We start from the raw sequence: 16,556 nt of genomic DNA, 5'->3' as shown, positions 1-16,556 counted from the left end.
AGTAAGTTTTTCTCTAGTCATTGTTACACCTATTTTCGGATTTGGTATTGCTAACGGGTCTTGTAAATGGAGTTTTACTTGAGGTTGGCATACGGTAAGTCAAAAAACAGGATTTGTTAAATTAGTAATATTCATCAGGCCTATCAATGGCGTGCATTTGGGTCTATTGAGCCTCGCATTTATGGAAACAAAGGTTAGCGAAGGGCCGGTTTAATGGGATAGATGCACTCAGATTCGGCAGGCCTCATAGATCCGGGCGAGTTCCAGCAGATTCGTCGCGCCGGTTTTCTCCATCACCTTGGCGCGGTGGATTTCAACAGTGCGGTGACTAATCCCCAAACGTCTGGCTATTTCTTTGTTGGTTAGACCGGCCACCACCATCCCCATAATCTCGAGTTCGCGTGACGTCAGCCCGCTTAGCCGATTTAGCCCTTTTATGGCCTGTGCCTGGGTGTTGATTTCACTCTGTAGCGCGGCCTGTACCCTGTCGAGCAATAGTTCGGTACTGACCGGTTTGGTCAGAAAATCAACGGCTCCCGCCTTCATCGCGCGCACTGTCATCGGTATGTCGCCATAGGCGGTCAGGAAAATAATGGGAAGGTGGATGTGGCGGCGGATAAGTTCGGCTTGCAGTTCGTGACCATCCAGACCCGGCATGTTGACATCCAGTACCAGACAGCCTGGCTGTTCCGGACAATAGCTTTCCAGAAAGCACTCGGCACTGGCAAATGTTTGATACGCGAGGCTCGCAGTTTCAAATACTAAACCCAAGCTGTCGCGGACCGCATCATCGTCGTCCACCACGAATACACAGGGCTGAGTATTCATTTCGCAAACGGCAAGGTAAAGAACAGGCTGAGGCCGTCGCCGACATTCCGCTCCGCCCACAGTTGGCCGCCATGGGCTTGAATCAAGGCGCGGCTGATGGCCAAGCCCATTCCCAGTCCCGCGGGTTTAGTCGAGTAAAAAGGTTGAAAGAGGGATTTCAGGGCAATCGCATTCGCCAAGCCTTTACCGCTGTCACAAACACAGACTATTGCCATATCAGGATCGTCTGCGTATCGGCCGGTGGTTACGCGCAATACTTCGGAGAGCTTACCGTGTTCCTGCATCGATTCCAGACCATTACTGATCAGATTGACCAGCACCTTTTGAATTTGCAGCGCATTGACAGTGGTCTGAGGCAAGTCGGCGGCGAGGTCTAGTTCTATGTTAAAAGTGTCTAGGGTTTTGTCGTTTTTCACAAACGCGCAGGCTTCTGTCACGAGAAAATTAATATCGATCCGTTCACCGACGGTCTCGGTTTTATTCAAATGGCTAAATAATTGTCTGATGACTTCACCGGCACGCTGAGCTTGTTGCACGCAGGCTTCCAAAACATGGTTGAGTTTTTGCGAATCCGGTTTTTCGGATTGGTAGAGGCGTAAGGCCACATCGGCATACGAGGAAATGGCGGCCAGGGGTTGGTTTAGTTCGTGGGCAATTGCCGCTATCGTCTGCGTCGCCAACGATACCCGAAATGACTGTTCCATCCGATTTCGGCGTTCGCTCAATTCCCGGGTCAGTTTGTAGTCAGTGATGTCGAAATTGATGCCCAGCAATCGATAAGGCCGGTTATTTTTATCGTGCAATAAGCTGCCGCGCGAATGGATCCAGCGGTAGGAGCCATTCTTGTGGCGCAAGCGGAATTCCAGTTCGTAAGCAGGTAAATGTCCGGACAGGTAGTCTTTAGTGCTTGCCAGGACCCATGCCCGATCATCCGGATGCAATCGAGATTCCCACTCTTCCCAGCGGTTCTGCATCTCATGGTCGTCAAAACCGATTTGCCGTTTCCATTCCGGCGAGAGAAATAAGGTTTGCGAGACTAAATCCCAGTCCCAATAACCGGCGTTCACTTCGTCGATGATCAGTGCCAGACGGGTCTCGGTATGCCGTAACTCCGCGTGAGTGCGCTTCAGTTCGGTAATGTCTACATGGGTAATAATCATGCCCTGGAAACCTTGGGTAATGCGTTTGGCATGCATCATAAACCATAGCTCGCCAAGCGCGGTTCGACAGGGATATTCCATCATAAACTCTTGCTGGTGGCCGGCTATCAGGGCCTCAAGGCCGGTCAAAGCCTTCTGTGCGTCCCGGTCGCCTGTCGCCGACGAGCGGCGGCAAACCTCAAGGTAGTTGGCGCCTTCCGACAATTGACTGGACGAACCGCCGTTCTCGATAGCAAAGCAATCCCAAGGCGCGTTGACCGTCGTCACCAAGCCGCTATCATCCAATACCGCCACATGCGCGGGCAGCGAATTCAGAACACAGCGTACGAAAGCCTCGTTGCGGCGCAGGGCGTCATCAGCCACTTTCAGCGGTGTAATGTCCAAAAATGCGCCAACGGCTCCGCGCGGTTGGCCCTTATCGTCCAGCAAGGGCGATGCATTGGATACCACGGTAATCACTTTGCCGTCCGGGCGGACTATATCCAGTGTCTCGCCGCTCACCACTTCTCCCCGGCACGCACGCTGAATCGGCAGATCTTCAGCGGCCAGCGGATAGCCGTTTTGCAATACTGTTATGGCCGGCGGGATCTCGCTGGACAGTGATAGTTCCGAGGTGGGGGGTAAGCCTAACATCTGCTCATTGGCCCGATTTCCACGGATATGTTGCCCGCTATTGTCACCGGCGATGGCGAGTCCAATGGGTACCGTGTTGTAAATAACCTGCATTTCCTCCAGACGGCGTTCCAAGCGTTGGTTCAATAGGGCAATTTTCTGCTCGGACAGTTTGCGCTCTTCGATGTCGATCACATGCACCACAATACCTTTCAACCTGCCGGCTTCATCGGCATTGGGAATATAGGTCGCGTGCACCCAGCGGGGTTTACCGTTGCCATAGGGAATTTGCTGGTCAAAGCTAACCGGCTCGCCCGTCAATGCCCGTTCCAGATACGGCCGGACCATGTCCCAGGCCGCACCACCCAGAATATCCGGTACGCTGCGGCCGATAACCTGTTCCGGAGAAATACCGAACCAGTGTTCGTAAGTCGCATTCACCCGTACATAGCGAAAATTGACATCCAAATAGGCGATCAGCGCCGGCGTGGCATCCATGATCAGTTGCAGTTCCCTATCCTGGTCGCGATAGACCGATTCAGCCTGTTTTCGCGCGGTAATATCTTGGAGATAGCCATGCCACAAAATGCTGCCGCCCTGTTCCCGCATCGGCATGGAATGACCTTCAATCCAGATTTCGCCTTTACTAGGGTGTTGGTAGCGAAAGGTGTCGCGCCAAGGCTTCAGGCTGCGCGCCGATTCGCTGATGGTTTCGTTGATCAGTTTGATGTCGTCGGGATGCACCCTGGCAAATACCGGACTAAAGTCTTCGGCCACTTCTTCGGGAGGCAGTCCGTACAAGGATTCAAGTGCCTGACTGGCATAAGGCATGCTGGCTGAACCATCCGTAGCCAAACGAAAAGAACAAATAACGCCCGGTACGGAAGCCGCTACTTTGGACAGCTGATCCTGCAAATGATATTCGGCTGGTAGTGGGCTGTGCCCGTTCGCATCGCGCAAGATGAGGGAATAAAAGAATTGCCCGCCTGTGTCTATCTCGGTAATGGCGGCTGCCATCGGAAACTCTTCGCCGCTAGCGCGCATACCGGTGACTGTGCGAAGTTCGTGCGCCTGATGATCGCTATCGCCTCCTGGCTTTGGCGCTGAATAAATGGCCGGAAAGCCAGCCGGAATAAAGCGTTGGATAGCGTCGCCAATGGCTTGACCCGCCTGGCAGCCGAACAGCTTGCCGGCTGCGGGATTGAATAATACGACACGGTATTGTGCGTCGATGCAGACGATGGCATCCCGGGCCGATTGTATAACCGCCGCGCACAGCACCGGGCTTTGCGCCTGCAGCGATGATTTTGCCTGCGTTTGACGAGTGCGGTCGGTGAGAGCAATGCGCAGTTCCGTCTGGTCGGCGAGATCGGTAAGCATCAGGCAGTCGAGTCTGGCAGGAAATGCAGCGTTATCGCCACGCAGCATTGGCAATTCGCAAGGCTGATTTTCGCCGCGTTGCTGAATCTGCAATAAATGCTGTTGCCAAAAGCCGCGGCTCTGATCGGCAATCAAGCTTGAAAAATGACGGCCAATTAAGTTTTGGCGCTCAACACCCAACAATGCTGCGGCCGCAAAGTTGATAGCGGATATTCGCTGGTTCGGGCTGAGTGTGAGGTAGGCGATCGGGGCGAAATCGTAAAGATGCTGGAAGCGGTCTCGCGATTGCTGAAGTATATGTTGGGCCTGAATGAGCGATTGATTTTGGGTTTCTAATTCAAGCAGACGTGCTTGCAGTTCATGTAAGGTTGTCTCTGAAGCATCTGGGGAACAGGTGGTTTTGTTTGAGCTTGGGCGTCTGTTCTCCGCTTTTTGTCGAACAGTACTTTCAGTGTGTGCGGACTTACAGCGCTCGTCAGTCATGAGACATCTTCCATTTTGGACAGAGTTTAGATCGCTTCAGGCTTTCTTACTATGGTTGTAACTCAAGCCCTATTGTGCGGATGAGGGTGGCCTGGAAGCCCTGTTTCGGCAATAGCGGGAGTTGGCAGCCGGGTTTTAACCCGGCCATAAGCCGAAATAGCTGGCCTTAGTTTGTGAAGATCTATGCCTAGACTTGGCTTCTTGCCCCGGTTCGCGCAGAAGTATGCTGGCGAAAAATTAGCCCTGTCAAACTTATCTGCAATCTAAGTAGCAGTACGTATTTTTAGCGGATAGCGGCTGTGTTAAAACGCGCTATGTTGGTATGGATTTACCGTTTCAGCAATATGAATACCTGATGCAGCCCTCGCCAAACAATCCGGAAATAACTGATGAGTGAAATGGACCAGCCAAGACAAAACCAGCTTCTCGCCATGCTGCCCCCGCCTCATTATGCCTATGTTTTCAGTCTACTGGAACGGGTTGAAATGAGTTGTGGCGATGTGCTTTGTGAACCGGATGAGTCATTGCGTTATGTCTACTTCCCGGTGACCGGGGTGATAGCCGAGCTTTACTTTACTGAGCATGGCGCTTCCAGCGAACTGGCTTTGATTGGCAACGAAGGCATGCTGGGCATATCGCTGTTCATGGGCGGTGAATCCATACCGTATCAAGCCTTAGTGGTGACGCCGGGCTACGCCTATCGTTTGCGCAAAAGCGTATTTGATGAGGAAATTGAGCGGATGGATGGACAGTGTTGCGGAGCGCTGCAAGGGTTGTTACTCCGCTATACCCAGGCACTGCTGACGCATATGACGCAAACAGCGGCTTGCAACGGGCACCATGCAATTGAACAACAATTCTCGCGTTGGCTATTGATGATCCTGGATCGGCAGAGCGGGAGCGAGATCGCAATAACGCAGCAATCCATCGCCAGTCTGTTGGGCGTGCGCCGCGAAGGCATCACTGAGGCTGCCGGGAAATTACAGCAAGCCGGGGTCATTCGGTATTGCCGTGGTCAAATCAGCGTGCTGGAGCGCGCCGGCCTGGAAGCGCAAAGTTGCGAGTGTTACCAGGTCATCAAAAACGAGTTTGCTCGGCTACTTGCTGTCAGCGCCAATCCGTCGCTGCTGTCCAAACCTATTACCGCCATTACCACTTATGGACATGCTAAAGATCTCAGGAGACGCTACGCGTTTGGCTGATAAAGGCTACCGGCGTTGAAAAATCGCCCCGTGGTTTTGTCTGGTCACTCCGGCTATTGAAACCCAGTCACCGATAGGGGGCGATTTTATGAGTACTGCATCAGCCAAAGCCAATAGCTGCTTACTTGTTATGGACCACGATCCTGCCAGCCGGATGGCGAACAAACATTCCTTGGCGGCGTTTCGGGATCATGACTCGGCGTTTTGTGAGGGAGAACCCAGTCATCATGGTCTTAAACTCGCCGAAGACCGCCAGCCCGAAAGAATGCGCTGGGACCGGCAATCACCGGATATGCTGGCCGCCGACTACATTGCCAATCAAGCGGAAACGGTCGAGCAGGCTAATGTCTCCATCCTGATGCAGATGGAATTGGATGATGCGGCCGTTGTCACGGACCAATCTGACGACTGCGCTGGCAACGCGGACGCCGCATCGCCCACTGACGTCTGCCGAGAGCAGGATGAACAGCACACGCTTGCGGAGAAGGACGAGGCCCTGGCGCAATTGCGTGAGGCGGAAGCTAAGTACCGGGCCTTGGTGGAACAAATGCCGGTGATTGCTTATATCGCATCGCTGGAAACGCCGGTAAAGCTGTTATATGTCAGTCCGCAAATTGCTCAATTAGGTTTTCCCGAGCAAGCTTGGCTTGATGATCCGCAAGGTTTGCTGAAGCGGGTGCATCCGGACGATCTGGCAGTGGCCGTAGAAGCCTATGCCTATACCTATGAACATCATGCGCCGCTGCGGTGCGAATACCGATTACGCAAACAGGATGGAAGCCATCGCTGGTTTCTCGACGAAGCCAACGTAGTGCGGAATGAAGCCGGCGAAAGTTTGTTTTTGCAGGGTGTCCTGATTGATATTACCAAAGACAAAGAAACCGAACAGGAGCTGAGCTATTACCGGCAACGTTTGGAGGAGTTGGTATTTAAGCGTACGGAACAACTGGAAAAACAATGCGCCATCCTCAAGTCCGCCAATGCCAGTCTTGACGCCACTTTGGTGAAGCTCAAACACGCCAATACCGAGGCGCGCAACAGCGAGAGGCGTTTTCGCTTACTGCTGGATTCGGCCGGCGAAGGTATTGTCGGTCTTGATGTGAATGGTCGCTGCAGTTTCGTTAACCGGGCCGCGTTGCAGATTTTGGGTTACGCCGATATAGACGTGCTGGGGCAGGACATCGTTGCCATGATAGCGGAGGATTTGACCTTAGCGCTGGAAGCGCTCAAGTTGCCTGATATGGCCCGCGACATCATCGCTCAACGTAGTACCGCTAATTTTAAACGCAAGGATGGCCGGTCATTTCCGGTTGAATATTCGTTTTATCCGGTCGCGCTGGATGGATTTGTCGACAGCTTGATGTTGGTGTTTTGGGATATGTCGGCAGCTCACGCCAAACGCCAGAGTTTGGCCTATCAGGCTAGTCACGACCCCTTGACCGGGCTGCTTAATCGGACCGCTTTTGAACAACGCGTGGCTAGAGTATTGGCGAGCGCCCGTCCCGGCTATTTTCAACATGCGCTCTGTTATCTCGATCTGGATCATTTTAAGCAGGTCAACGATACCTGTGGACGCGCGGCCGGGGACGAATTACTGCGCAGAATAAGTAGCGTTTTGTCCTTCAAACTGCGGCAACGCGACACTCTGGCCCGATTGGGTGGCGACGAATTCGCGTTGTTGCTAGAACACACCACACTTGATCAAGCGCGAAATATTGCCCATGAACTATGCAATAGCCTGCGCAATTTCAAATTTAACTGGGGTGATGCCGAATTTACCGTGAGCGCTAGCATTGGCGTAGCTGCTGTGACCTGTACCGTTCGGGATGTTGATGAGTTTTTAAGTAACGCCGATAGCGCGTGCTACAGAGCCAAGGAAAAAGGCCGGAACCAGGTGCATGTATTTTTACCTGATAACGTCGAGCGCCTCGATCAATTCCTGCAATGGAAAGCTTGAAGATTTTGCTAAAACGCATTTTGTGTATGAAGAACGGAGCCAGCGAATCACTGGGTGGCAATCCGGCCCTATTTATCAACGGCATCCCGCTCCGGCTATGTTTATCGAAGCCAATTAGGGGACTTCGCCAACAGGTGCGGAGCGAAAGGTAATAATCGACCGAATAAAACACTCAGTGTTCAGGATGAATGTCAATCTACTCGGAGTATCGCCATGAAACACTACCTATTGATAATACTGGGCATTTTACAATGCCTGATCGTCGTGCAAGCCATTGAGCATGCGCCTGCTAAACCCATCAATCAAGAACAGTTACAGACAATAGTGCCTTACGCGGTGCAGGGGACGGTACAAACCTTTACTAAAACGGTGCACGGCGGTGTCCAGCATGTGGTGATCAAATCCGCGGACAATGATGCCTCGCAAATCAAATTAATTCAGGGGCATTTGCAAAAAAGGGCGGAACAATACCAAGCGGGTAATTATGCGGCGACGGAACGTCTGCATGGTGCGGAAATGCCGGGGCTGGCGCAGTTAAAAAAGGCAAAAGTCGATGATATTAAAGTTCAATATCAAGCTTTGGATAACGGCGGACAGATTCATTTTTCTACCGAATATCCCCAATTCGTTCAGGCCCTGCACGAATGGTTCGATGCTCAAGCCGAGGACCACGGCAATCCGGACATACCTGATCACAATAGCCATCATTCGCCGGCTGCTGAATGATGGCGGAGGCGTGTCTGTTCGGGGCAACCCCAGGCGCGCATGAGGGCTTACTGAGCCGGCGCGGTTCGTTGAGTGGTATGAGTCGCTGGTCCTTCTCTCTGTGTACCGGCGACAGCTTCTCTTTGATCTGCGTATTAGGTCCTTTTACTATCAAAAACAAACCCACAGCGTGTCGGGGCTATAGCCTCAATTCAATCAGCATCCCACTGCCAATCCGCAAACCAGTCCGGCAAGTCGCGCGACTCGCCTAGCGCAAGTAGCCGATGATCAATGCCGTCATGGTTGCCCCACACCACTTCGCTCAGCGCACCATCACTTACGCGCGCTTCGATGTCTTTGCAGTACAGCCCCTGATCGCGCTGGACATAGAAACCGTAAGTTCGGCAAGCGATAGGGCGGTGTGCATAGACCAGGCAAGCGCCATTGGCTTTGTCCAACATCGGACAGATGACCGGGCGCGCTGTTTGGCCGGCTAACGCTGCAATCTCCCCACCGATTTTCCGAAATTGTTCCGGCGGTAAAGCCATCAGGCCTTGTTGCAGACAATGCCATTCGTCTGCGGTGATCTTGGGTACTGCGGCAAGCCTGCGGCAACAGCCGTCACAACCCTGGCGGCATAGCCAATCGGGCTGGTTGTCGCGGATGGTTTTTACCCGCGTGTCGATATCTGCATGGAGTTGGGTGAGGTTTTTCATTGGAACATACTGCCTGTTTAATCGGGTTTTGCAAAGCCTTTCCGAGCGTGACGCCGGTTCGTGTGTACTGAGCAGCCGGCGGCGTTTTAACCGGATTCTAATCAAAGCTTAAGTAGATTTTAAGTCGCCAAACTTAGAATTTTTCGCAAGTGAACGACTTACGGAGCGATTATGTGTGACTCGAATACTGCTATCAATCAACAGCTTGGCGAAAAACGCATCGGCGGCGGCATCTATGTTGCCATTGACGGTCTTTTAAAATACTGCATCACTGCGCCCCTACTCGAGCTGCCGATAGATTTTAAGGAATGGTACATACCCATCGGCAGCATTATCTCGCAACTTTATCCACTCTATTGCGTGCCGGAGCAATCCTCCGTAGCGCCAGCCGCTCCATATCTCAAACAGCAATGTTGAGATTTTAGCTTACGATTTAAACATGCCTTTTGGAGAAAAAAATGACACAAAAATATTTCGGCAGTATGTTGTTACTTGCCACGTTAACCAGCGGTTGCGCATCCATGAGTGGCTGGCATCCGATCATCGACCCGCGCTTGGACCAACAGCCGCAAACCACGCAACGCGACATGGTCGAGTGTAAGTCTCTTGCGGAACAAGCGTCGGATATCACCAAAGAAATCGGCATGGGCGCCGGTGTCGGTGCGGTTACCGGTGCAGCGGGCGGCGCGGCAGTCGGTGCGATAGCCGGCAGCGCCGCCACCGGCGCAGCCGGCGGTGCAATATTGGCTATCCCCGCGGGATTATGGGAAGGTTACAAAGCTAACGAGGGCTTTAAACGGGCATTTAAAACCTGCATGCGCCAACGCGGCCATACCCTGGTTAACTAAAGAAAATATCTGAAAATCCTGATTTTTGCCATGGAGGGCGAGGATGTTTAAAGGTCGGTTCAATGGTCTACATACTATAAATATCCGTTATCAGGCATGGGCTTGATAATATATCTCCTGGATATTTATCGAACTTATTTAGAACCGACGATGCGTGAATTAACCGACCGAGAGCTGTATCAGGCCCTGCAATACGCCAAAAGCCAGGATGAAAACGCTGGCCGCAGCATACTTCAGCAATTCCAAACCGAGCAGAGCGCCTTGGCGCAAACGATCTTTGGCGTGTTTTCGGCTTTGATTGCCGACAAGGATAGAAATTTGGCAAATCTATTCATGGATCTTTGTTTCGATGTGATTTGCGTATTCCGGCATGCCTTTGGCGATTTGCCGGAGCAAAGAGCATTGAGTATGGAATGGTTACAGAATACGGCCGCCTTACTCGATGCGGAGTTGCAGGCATTTATGCCGGGTAACCCGATGGATACGAAATTTCGCGACAAATTTCAGAATCGATTTACCGAGCGTCTGATCGAGAGCAATTCGCAAGCCGGCTTGGTTAAATTCATGGATGATTCCATCAGCGCCTATGTTGCCGATAGCCCGGCGGATCCTGATGCGGTTCGTACTGCTAGAACCATGATTTATGTCGTTATTCAGCTATTTGGCGCGATGTACGATCAGGCGGAACGCCAAGCAACGGCTTAATGATTCCAGAGATTTAGAAGAATCTTTGTGGCTTCGCGCCGAGTTGAAAAATCTGAACTCGGCGCTCTGTGTCACGTTTAATGCAGGGCGGCCAGGGCGCTGACGTAGTCAGGCTCGTCGGCAATTTCGCTGACCAACTGGGTGTAGATCACTTTGTCGTTTTCGTCGATGATCACGATAGCGCGGGCGGTTAGGCCTGCCAGGATGCTGTCCAATAATTCGACACCATAGTCATGGGCAAATTTAGAACGAAAGGTCGACAGCGGCACGACGTGTTTGATGCCTTCGACTTCGCAAAATCGCACTTGCGCGAAGGGCAGGTCAGCCGACACAACCAGCACTACGGTATTGTCCAGGTGCGCAGCCTTTTCGTTGAATTTGCGCGTCGAGGTGGCGCAGGTGGGCGTATCCAGGCTGGGGACAATGTTCAGCACTTTACGTTTGCCGGCGAATTCAGCCAAGCCGACGTCCTGCATTTTACGATTGGTTAATTGGAAATCCGGCGCTTGCGTACCTACCGCCGGTAAATCGCCGATAGTGTTGATCGGTTTGCCTTGGAAAGTGATAGTTGCCATATGTTGCTCCCTGTATGTTTTTATTTTTTGCGTTTGCTGAAATCGATCAAGCGTTTGCGTTTTTTCACCTGGCGATCACTTAGCGGATTTTTCTGGCCTTGAAACGGGTTTTCCGGCGACTTGAATACCAAGCGTATCGGCGTGCCCGTCAGTCGCAACTGGTCGCGGAAATAATTCATCAAATAGCGTTTGTAGGCACCGGGCAGGGCATCGGTCTGGGTGCCGTGGATCACGACAACAGGCGGATTGCGGCCGCCCTGGTGCGCATACTTCAATTTGATGCGGCGGCCGCCGACCAGCGGCGGCTGATGCGCTGCCAGGGCATCGGTCAAAATCCGGGTCAGCAAGGGCGTTGACATATCGGTCATCGCCGAGTCGTACAAGGTATGCACCACGTCGAACAACTTCCCAACACCGCTGCCATGCAGCGCAGAGATCGGATGCTTTTCGGCAAACTCTAGAAACGATAATTTGATTTCGATTTGTTTCTTGACGAAATCACGGTGCTCGGCGTTTAGACCGTCCCATTTATTCAGACCGATGATCAAGGCCCGGCCGGCTTCCAGCACCAAGCCCAAAATGTGTGCATCCTGATCGGTCACGCCTTCGCGGGCATCGATCAAATAAATCACCACATGCGCTTTTTCGATGGCTTGCAGCGATTTGATGATGCTGAATTTTTCCACCGTCAATGACACTCTGGAGCGGCGGCGCATGCCGGCGGTATCGATTAACGTGAATTTCTGGCCGTTGCGCTCGAACGGAATATAGATACTGTCGCGGGTGGTGCCGGCTTCATCGAATACCACCACGCGTTCTTCGCCCAGCAGGCGATTCACTAGCGTCGATTTGCCGACATTCGGCCGGCCGACGATCGCAATGGCGATACCCGGATCTTGTTCTTCGAATTCGTCCTCGACTACTGGCAATAATTCGTCAATGCGATCCAGTAAATCGTGGACATTACGGCCGTGGGTAGCGGCAATCCCGATCGGTTCGCCCAGCGCCAGGCTATAGAAATCGTTGGTCACGGTATTGCTGTCGATGCCGTCGACCTTATTCACCACCAGCACCACCGGTTTGCCGAGTTTGCGCAGCATATCGGCTATCGCTTCATCGGTGGCGTTCAGGCCGTCGCGGGCATCGACCATGAAAAACACCACATCGGCTTCCTGCAGCGCTATTTCCACCTGCTTTTTGGCGAAGACGTCTATGCCTTCCTGCTCGTTGGTAATCCCACCAGTATCGACTATCAGGCAATCGCGCTCGCCGCGTTTGACGCGGCCGTACTGGCGATCACGGGTCAGGCCGGGATAATCGGCAACTAATGCTTCGCGACTGCGCGTTAGGTAATTAAACAGCGTAGATTTGCCCACATTGGGGCGGCCCACTAGGGCGATCACAGGTAACATGAATTTATTTTGCTCTCAAAGCGGCCAAGGTGCCGTCTTTGGCGTAAATGAAAACAGTGTCGTCCACGACTACCGGCTTGGCTTCTATCGCCGCTTTACTGACCTGAATCCGGCCCAATTGGCGGCCGTCGCTATTGGACAGCCAATGTACATAGCCTTCGAAATCGCCGGCCACCACATAATTTTGATAAACCACCGCCGCCGTCAATTGGCGGTTGTGTAAGTCTTTTTGTTTCCACAGCGAGGCACCGCTGCGTTGATCCAGTTGCCAGACCTCGCTTTGGGTATCGCTGACATAAAGGTAGCGATAATCCAGACTCAGACCGGTGTAGGACGACACCGCTTCGTTGCGCCACAGCACGTCGCCGTCCACTTCGGATACCGAAGACGTGCCGCCGGTGAAGCCGGCAATATAAATAGCGCCGCGCGCCGCGACCGGATCGACATCCAGATCGACCAAGCGTTCGACTTCGGACCGACCGCTGGGTATTGCGATGGTAGCTTCCCAGATGGATTTGCCATCTTTCAATTGCAGGGCTTCCAGCTTGCCATTAGCCGAGCCGGCAATCACATTGTCGTCAATGATGATGGGTGCACCGGTGCCGCGGATACTCAAGGCCGGCACGTTGTGCTCAAAGGTCCAGAGTTGCGCGCCATTCTCTTCTTTTAGGCCGATGATTTTGCCGTCGGTAGTACGGACGATGACGATGCCGCGACTCACCACAGGGGCGGCCAATACTTCGCTGGGCACGTCGATTTTCCAGCGTTGTTCACCGTTGGCTTTGTCAAAACCTATAACTTCGCCGGTGCTGGTACCCATCACCACCGTGTGTACACCGAGTCCGGGACCCGCTGAAAAGCTGTAATCGGTGTTGTTTTCCCAGGTCAGACTACCGTTACCGGCGCCACGCGCCTGTAAATGGCCTTTGTTGTCGGCAACATACACGGTGCCTTCGGCAACTGCGGGTATCAGTTTCAGGTATTTTTCGTCCGCGCCATTACCGACGGATTCTTTCCACAGCACCTCGACTTGCACTTCCGGGGTATATTCCTGCAAGGCAGCCGGTGGATCGGCGTTGTCGTCGTCACCGGTGATATATTCCGTTAAGCCCGAGATAAAATCGCGTCCGGCATCCAATCCCGCGCAGCCGGCCAGCATCGGCAGGCAGGCAAGCAGCGGGAGAACTGAGCGGTATCTGAAATTCCTGATTGACATGCTAAAGCGTGTATCCGTTGGCGTGAGCTTAATTGGCGGGCGCAGGGGCAGCGTTGCTAGGCGTTGCGACGTCGTCCAGCTTGAACTGCGTCAGCGGGGTGGCTTGACCGGTTCTGATGGCGCTTTGGTAAGCGCTACGGGCTTCGTCCAAGCGGTCCAGCGCCACGTACAGATCGCCCTGCAATTCGTCGTAACTGGCGGAAAAGCCTTCCGATTTGGCCGGATCGACCGCAGCGATCAATTGCAAACCTTGTTCGTATTGGCCGGTAGCCAGCATTAACTGAATCAGGCGCAGACGGGCCACATGTCTTAATTCATCGCTGTCGGCTTCTTTGATCGATTTTTCCAGAATGGCTTTAGCGCCTTCCAGATCGCCTTTTTGCACTTTACTTTTGGCTAGTTGCAGGCCGGCATAGTGGGCGTAAGCGGTGCCGGGAAATTCGATAGGCAAGCGTTCCGCCAGTTTTTCGGTGGATTCGCCATTGTCCTTGGCCGCGCTGTCCAATAATTGTTGGTACATTTGCGAGGCTTGATTGCGTTTGTCCAGTTGGTGGTTTTGCCAAAGATTCCAGCCGCTCACCAATACTATTGCGGTGACAACACCGGCGATCAATGAAGTCTGATTGGCTTCCCACCATTTTTTCAACTGTTCCAGTTGTTCTTCTTCGGTATCGTAAATTGCCACGGTAGTTCTCTTCTATTATCAGGTTACAAGGGATTATTGGCTGCAACAGTCTTGCAGGGTTTGCAGGAGTTGGTCGTGATTGTGCGTACTTTGTTCTGCGTCGATGCGCAAGGGTTTCAAGGCCACTTCGCCGCGTTGGGCTTCGTCGTCGCCGATAATGATGGCGTACTCGGCGCCGGATTTATCGGCTTTTTTAAACTGGCTTTTGAAGCTGCCGCCGCCGCAATTGACTTGTAACTTCAAGCCTGGAAGCGCATCGCGGATGCGTTCGGCCAGGCGCATGCCGGCGGCTTCGGCATTTGTGCCGACGCGTATCATGTAGACGTCGGTGCTGGTGGCAACCGGGACGTGATCCAGCAACTCCAATAGAGCCAGGATACGCTCCATGCCCATCGCAAAGCCGATGGCGTGATTAGCCTTGCCGCCCAGTTGTTCGATCAATCCATCGTAGCGGCCGCCGGCGCAGATAGTGCCTTGCGAACCCAAGTGTTCGGTGACCCATTCGAATACGGTCTTGCCGTAATAGTCCAGGCCGCGCACCAAGCGGGTATTTAGTTGGTAGGTAATGCCCAGATCGTCCAACGTAGCTTTTAGGCTATTGAAATGTGCCAGGCTTTCTTCGCCTAGGTGCTCAAGCAACACCGGAGCCTGCTGCAGCATGGCCTGCATATCCGGATTTTTACTGTCCAGGATCCGTAACGGATTGGTTTCCAGACGGCGCAAGCTGTCTTCGTCCAAAACCGCCAGATGTTGTTGGAAATACTCGACCAGTTTGCCGCGATAGGCCAGACGTTCTTCGCTGGTACCCAAGGAGTTGATTTGCAGCTCGACTTTGTCGCGGATGCCCAGTTGCTTCCAGAGTCGGTCGGTCAGCGCGATGATTTCCGCGTCGATGTCCGGGCCGGGCATGCCGTAGGTTTCCACGCCCAGCTGGTAGAACTGCCGGTAACGGCCTTTCTGCGGGCGTTCGTGGCGGAACATGGGGCCGTAGTACCACAAACGATGGCTTTGGTTATGCAATAAACCGTGCTCCAGGCAGGCGCGTAGACAGCCGGCGGTGCCTTCGGGGCGGAGGGTTAACGAATCGCCGTTGCGGTCGTCGAAGGTATACATTTCTTTTTCGACGATGTCAGTCACTTCGCCGATCGAGCGTTTGAAAAGTTCGGTTTTTTCGACGATGGGCAGCCTGATTTCCTGATAGCCGTAGGCACCCAGCACTTGTCTAGCCTGGCCTTCCAGCCATTGCCAATAGGGCGATTGCTCAGGAAGAATGTCGTGCATGCCGCGGATGGCTTGGATAGCCTGTTGTTGTTTTGCCATGATCTTGTTTGTTGCCGGATTATTTGCTGATCGCGGTTTTGACTTGTTGTGCTTCTTTGGAAGCAGGAAATGAGCTAATCAATTGCTCGCGGTATTCTTCGGATATTTTACTGTTACCCAGCGCCCGTTCGGTTTGAAAGGCTATCCACAGCGTTTCAGGGGTATGTTTGGCGACACCCAGGTAGCGTTCCAGAAACGCCCTGGCCGACATGAACTGGCCATTCTGATAACTGATACGTTGCATTTCCTGTAAGGCAGGTGAGTAATCGGGCTGAGATTGTAAGGCCTGGCGAAAATACTCTTCGGCGCGCTGCATGTCGTTCTGCTTAACGTAACAAACGCCCAGATTGGTTAATGCAAACCAAGGTCGGTTGTTCATTGGCGATGCCATCGAGTCTTGGAGCAGCGCGATGCCTTTGTCGAATTTGCCTTGCTCGCACAAGAAGCGGCCGTAGTTATTCTTGATGCTGAAATTATCCGAATCCTTATTCAGCGCGGTTTGATAGCTGTCGCTGGCTGCTTCGGTTTGTTTGATGCGCTCGTAAAAGACCGCCAGGGCGTTATGGGTTTCCGGGTTGCTGGAATCCAACCGCACGGCAGTTTCCAGCTTTTCCTTGGCGATGTCGAGCATGCCCATATCCAGATAACGCGCGCCCATTTGTAGATTGAGCTTGGCTTTTTCGGCATTACTCATCGTCTCGCGGGTGTCCGGTAGCAGGCCGCAAGCGCCTAGCAATAAGCTCATCAGCACT

The 16,556-nt window shown here is 53.0% G+C and carries 15 protein-coding genes; 6 read left to right on the top strand and 9 right to left on the bottom strand.

Going from position 1 to position 16,556, the window contains the following annotated elements; genetic code table 11:
* Window positions 1-228 precede the first annotated feature (228 nt).
* Both EBB_RS25045 and EBB_RS25040 read right to left on the bottom strand, forming a co-directional pair.
* Window positions 229-828, bottom strand: a complete 600-nt coding sequence (locus EBB_RS25045; RefSeq protein ID WP_192396344.1) for a response regulator transcription factor — start codon at window positions 826-828, stop codon at window positions 229-231.
* A complete protein-coding gene (locus EBB_RS25040; RefSeq protein WP_192396343.1) occupies window positions 825-4,463 on the bottom strand; it encodes a PAS domain S-box protein in 3,639 nt (1,212 codons plus the stop codon). Before EBB_RS25040 ends, EBB_RS25045 begins: the two co-directional genes overlap by 4 nt.
* 389 nt (window positions 4,464-4,852) lie before the next feature.
* On the opposite strand from EBB_RS25040, the gene EBB_RS25035 reads away from it, so the two are divergent.
* The 3 genes from EBB_RS25035 (at window position 4,853) to EBB_RS25025 (ending at window position 8,348) form a co-directional block, all read left to right on the top strand.
* Window positions 4,853-5,665, top strand: coding sequence for a Crp/Fnr family transcriptional regulator (locus EBB_RS25035; RefSeq protein WP_192396342.1), 813 nt, complete (start codon window positions 4,853-4,855; stop codon window positions 5,663-5,665).
* Window positions 5,666-5,753: 88 nt separating this feature from the next.
* The gene (locus EBB_RS25030; protein WP_192396341.1) at window positions 5,754-7,622 is read left to right on the top strand and encodes a diguanylate cyclase domain-containing protein; all 1,869 of its coding nucleotides are present in this window, start codon (window positions 5,754-5,756) and stop codon (window positions 7,620-7,622) included.
* Between the two features lie 213 nt (window positions 7,623-7,835).
* On the top strand, window positions 7,836-8,348 hold the full coding sequence (locus tag EBB_RS25025) for an aspartate carbamoyltransferase (RefSeq protein WP_192396340.1): 513 nt from the start codon (window positions 7,836-7,838) through the stop codon (window positions 8,346-8,348).
* 191 nt (window positions 8,349-8,539) lie between these two features.
* On the opposite strand, the gene EBB_RS25020 is transcribed toward EBB_RS25025, so the two are convergent.
* Window positions 8,540-9,043, bottom strand: coding sequence for a YkgJ family cysteine cluster protein (locus EBB_RS25020; RefSeq protein ID WP_192396339.1), 504 nt, complete (start codon window positions 9,041-9,043; stop codon window positions 8,540-8,542).
* A 171-nt stretch (window positions 9,044-9,214) separates the two neighbouring features.
* Between EBB_RS25020 and EBB_RS25015 the strand changes: the two genes are divergently transcribed.
* The 3 genes from EBB_RS25015 to EBB_RS25005 all read left to right on the top strand — a co-directional run bounded on the left by EBB_RS25015 (window position 9,215) and on the right by EBB_RS25005 (window position 10,596).
* Window positions 9,215-9,460 (top strand): hypothetical protein, encoded by a 246-nt coding sequence (locus EBB_RS25015; protein ID WP_192396473.1) that lies wholly within the window; start codon window positions 9,215-9,217, stop codon window positions 9,458-9,460.
* A gap of 41 nt (window positions 9,461-9,501) precedes the next feature.
* Window positions 9,502-9,891, top strand: a complete 390-nt coding sequence (locus EBB_RS25010; protein ID WP_192396338.1) for a glycine zipper family protein — start codon at window positions 9,502-9,504, stop codon at window positions 9,889-9,891.
* A 150-nt stretch (window positions 9,892-10,041) separates the two neighbouring features.
* The gene (locus tag EBB_RS25005) at window positions 10,042-10,596 is read left to right on the top strand and encodes a hypothetical protein (RefSeq protein ID WP_192396337.1); all 555 of its coding nucleotides are present in this window, start codon (window positions 10,042-10,044) and stop codon (window positions 10,594-10,596) included.
* A 77-nt stretch (window positions 10,597-10,673) separates the two neighbouring features.
* Here the strand turns inward: EBB_RS25005 and tpx are convergent, their stop codons facing one another.
* Genes tpx through pilW form a run of 6 tightly spaced genes read right to left on the bottom strand, consistent with a single transcriptional unit; the run spans window position 10,674 to window position 16,549 of the window.
* Window positions 10,674-11,171 (bottom strand): thiol peroxidase, encoded by a 498-nt coding sequence (gene tpx / locus EBB_RS25000; RefSeq protein ID WP_192396336.1) that lies wholly within the window; start codon window positions 11,169-11,171, stop codon window positions 10,674-10,676.
* Between the two features lie 20 nt (window positions 11,172-11,191).
* Entirely contained in the window at window positions 11,192-12,583 is a 1,392-nt protein-coding gene (der, locus tag EBB_RS24995) for a ribosome biogenesis GTPase Der (RefSeq protein WP_192396335.1), read from the bottom strand.
* A 4-nt stretch (window positions 12,584-12,587) separates the two neighbouring features.
* Window positions 12,588-13,799: an outer membrane protein assembly factor BamB gene (bamB, locus tag EBB_RS24990; protein ID WP_192396334.1), complete on the bottom strand. Its 1,212-nt coding sequence runs from the start codon at window positions 13,797-13,799 to the stop codon at window positions 12,588-12,590.
* 28 nt (window positions 13,800-13,827) lie between these two features.
* On the bottom strand, window positions 13,828-14,484 hold the full coding sequence (locus tag EBB_RS24985) for a YfgM family protein (protein WP_192396333.1): 657 nt from the start codon (window positions 14,482-14,484) through the stop codon (window positions 13,828-13,830).
* Window positions 14,485-14,517: 33 nt separating this feature from the next.
* The gene (hisS, locus tag EBB_RS24980; RefSeq protein ID WP_192396332.1) at window positions 14,518-15,804 is read right to left on the bottom strand and encodes a histidine--tRNA ligase; all 1,287 of its coding nucleotides are present in this window, start codon (window positions 15,802-15,804) and stop codon (window positions 14,518-14,520) included.
* Window positions 15,805-15,823: 19 nt separating this feature from the next.
* Window positions 15,824-16,549, bottom strand: coding sequence for a type IV pilus biogenesis/stability protein PilW (gene pilW / locus EBB_RS24975; protein WP_225587753.1), 726 nt, complete (start codon window positions 16,547-16,549; stop codon window positions 15,824-15,826).
* Window positions 16,550-16,556: the final 7 nt, after the last annotated feature.

The organism is Methylomonas fluvii (assembly GCF_014850975.1).
GTDB lineage: Bacteria > Pseudomonadota > Gammaproteobacteria > Methylococcales > Methylomonadaceae > Methylomonas > Methylomonas fluvii.
The sequence above is the reverse complement of the archived record's forward strand: the minus strand, read 5'-3'. Positions and strand labels throughout refer to the sequence as shown.

Excerpts from the sequence above, each read along its gene's own strand:
- EBB_RS25045 (WP_192396344.1), bottom strand. The coding sequence starts at position 828 with ATGAATACTCAGCCCTGTGTATTCGTGGTGGACGACGATGATGCGGTC.
- EBB_RS25040 (WP_192396343.1), bottom strand. The coding sequence starts at position 4,463 with ATGACTGACGAGCGCTGTAAGTCCGCACACACTGAAAGTACTGTTCGA.
- EBB_RS25035 (WP_192396342.1), top strand. The coding sequence starts at position 4,853 with ATGAGTGAAATGGACCAGCCAAGACAAAACCAGCTTCTCGCCATGCTG.
- EBB_RS25030 (WP_192396341.1), top strand. The coding sequence starts at position 5,754 with ATGAGTACTGCATCAGCCAAAGCCAATAGCTGCTTACTTGTTATGGAC.
- EBB_RS25025 (WP_192396340.1), top strand. The coding sequence starts at position 7,836 with ATGAAACACTACCTATTGATAATACTGGGCATTTTACAATGCCTGATC.
- EBB_RS25020 (WP_192396339.1), bottom strand. The coding sequence starts at position 9,043 with ATGAAAAACCTCACCCAACTCCATGCAGATATCGACACGCGGGTAAAA.
- EBB_RS25015 (WP_192396473.1), top strand. The coding sequence starts at position 9,215 with ATGTGTGACTCGAATACTGCTATCAATCAACAGCTTGGCGAAAAACGC.
- EBB_RS25010 (WP_192396338.1), top strand. The coding sequence starts at position 9,502 with ATGACACAAAAATATTTCGGCAGTATGTTGTTACTTGCCACGTTAACC.
- EBB_RS25005 (WP_192396337.1), top strand. The coding sequence starts at position 10,042 with ATGCGTGAATTAACCGACCGAGAGCTGTATCAGGCCCTGCAATACGCC.
- tpx (WP_192396336.1), bottom strand. The coding sequence starts at position 11,171 with ATGGCAACTATCACTTTCCAAGGCAAACCGATCAACACTATCGGCGAT.
- der (WP_192396335.1), bottom strand. The coding sequence starts at position 12,583 with ATGTTACCTGTGATCGCCCTAGTGGGCCGCCCCAATGTGGGCAAATCT.
- bamB (WP_192396334.1), bottom strand. The coding sequence starts at position 13,799 with ATGTCAATCAGGAATTTCAGATACCGCTCAGTTCTCCCGCTGCTTGCC.
- hisS (WP_192396332.1), bottom strand. The coding sequence starts at position 15,804 with ATGGCAAAACAACAACAGGCTATCCAAGCCATCCGCGGCATGCACGAC.
- pilW (WP_225587753.1), bottom strand. The coding sequence starts at position 16,549 with ATGAGCTTATTGCTAGGCGCTTGCGGCCTGCTACCGGACACCCGCGAG.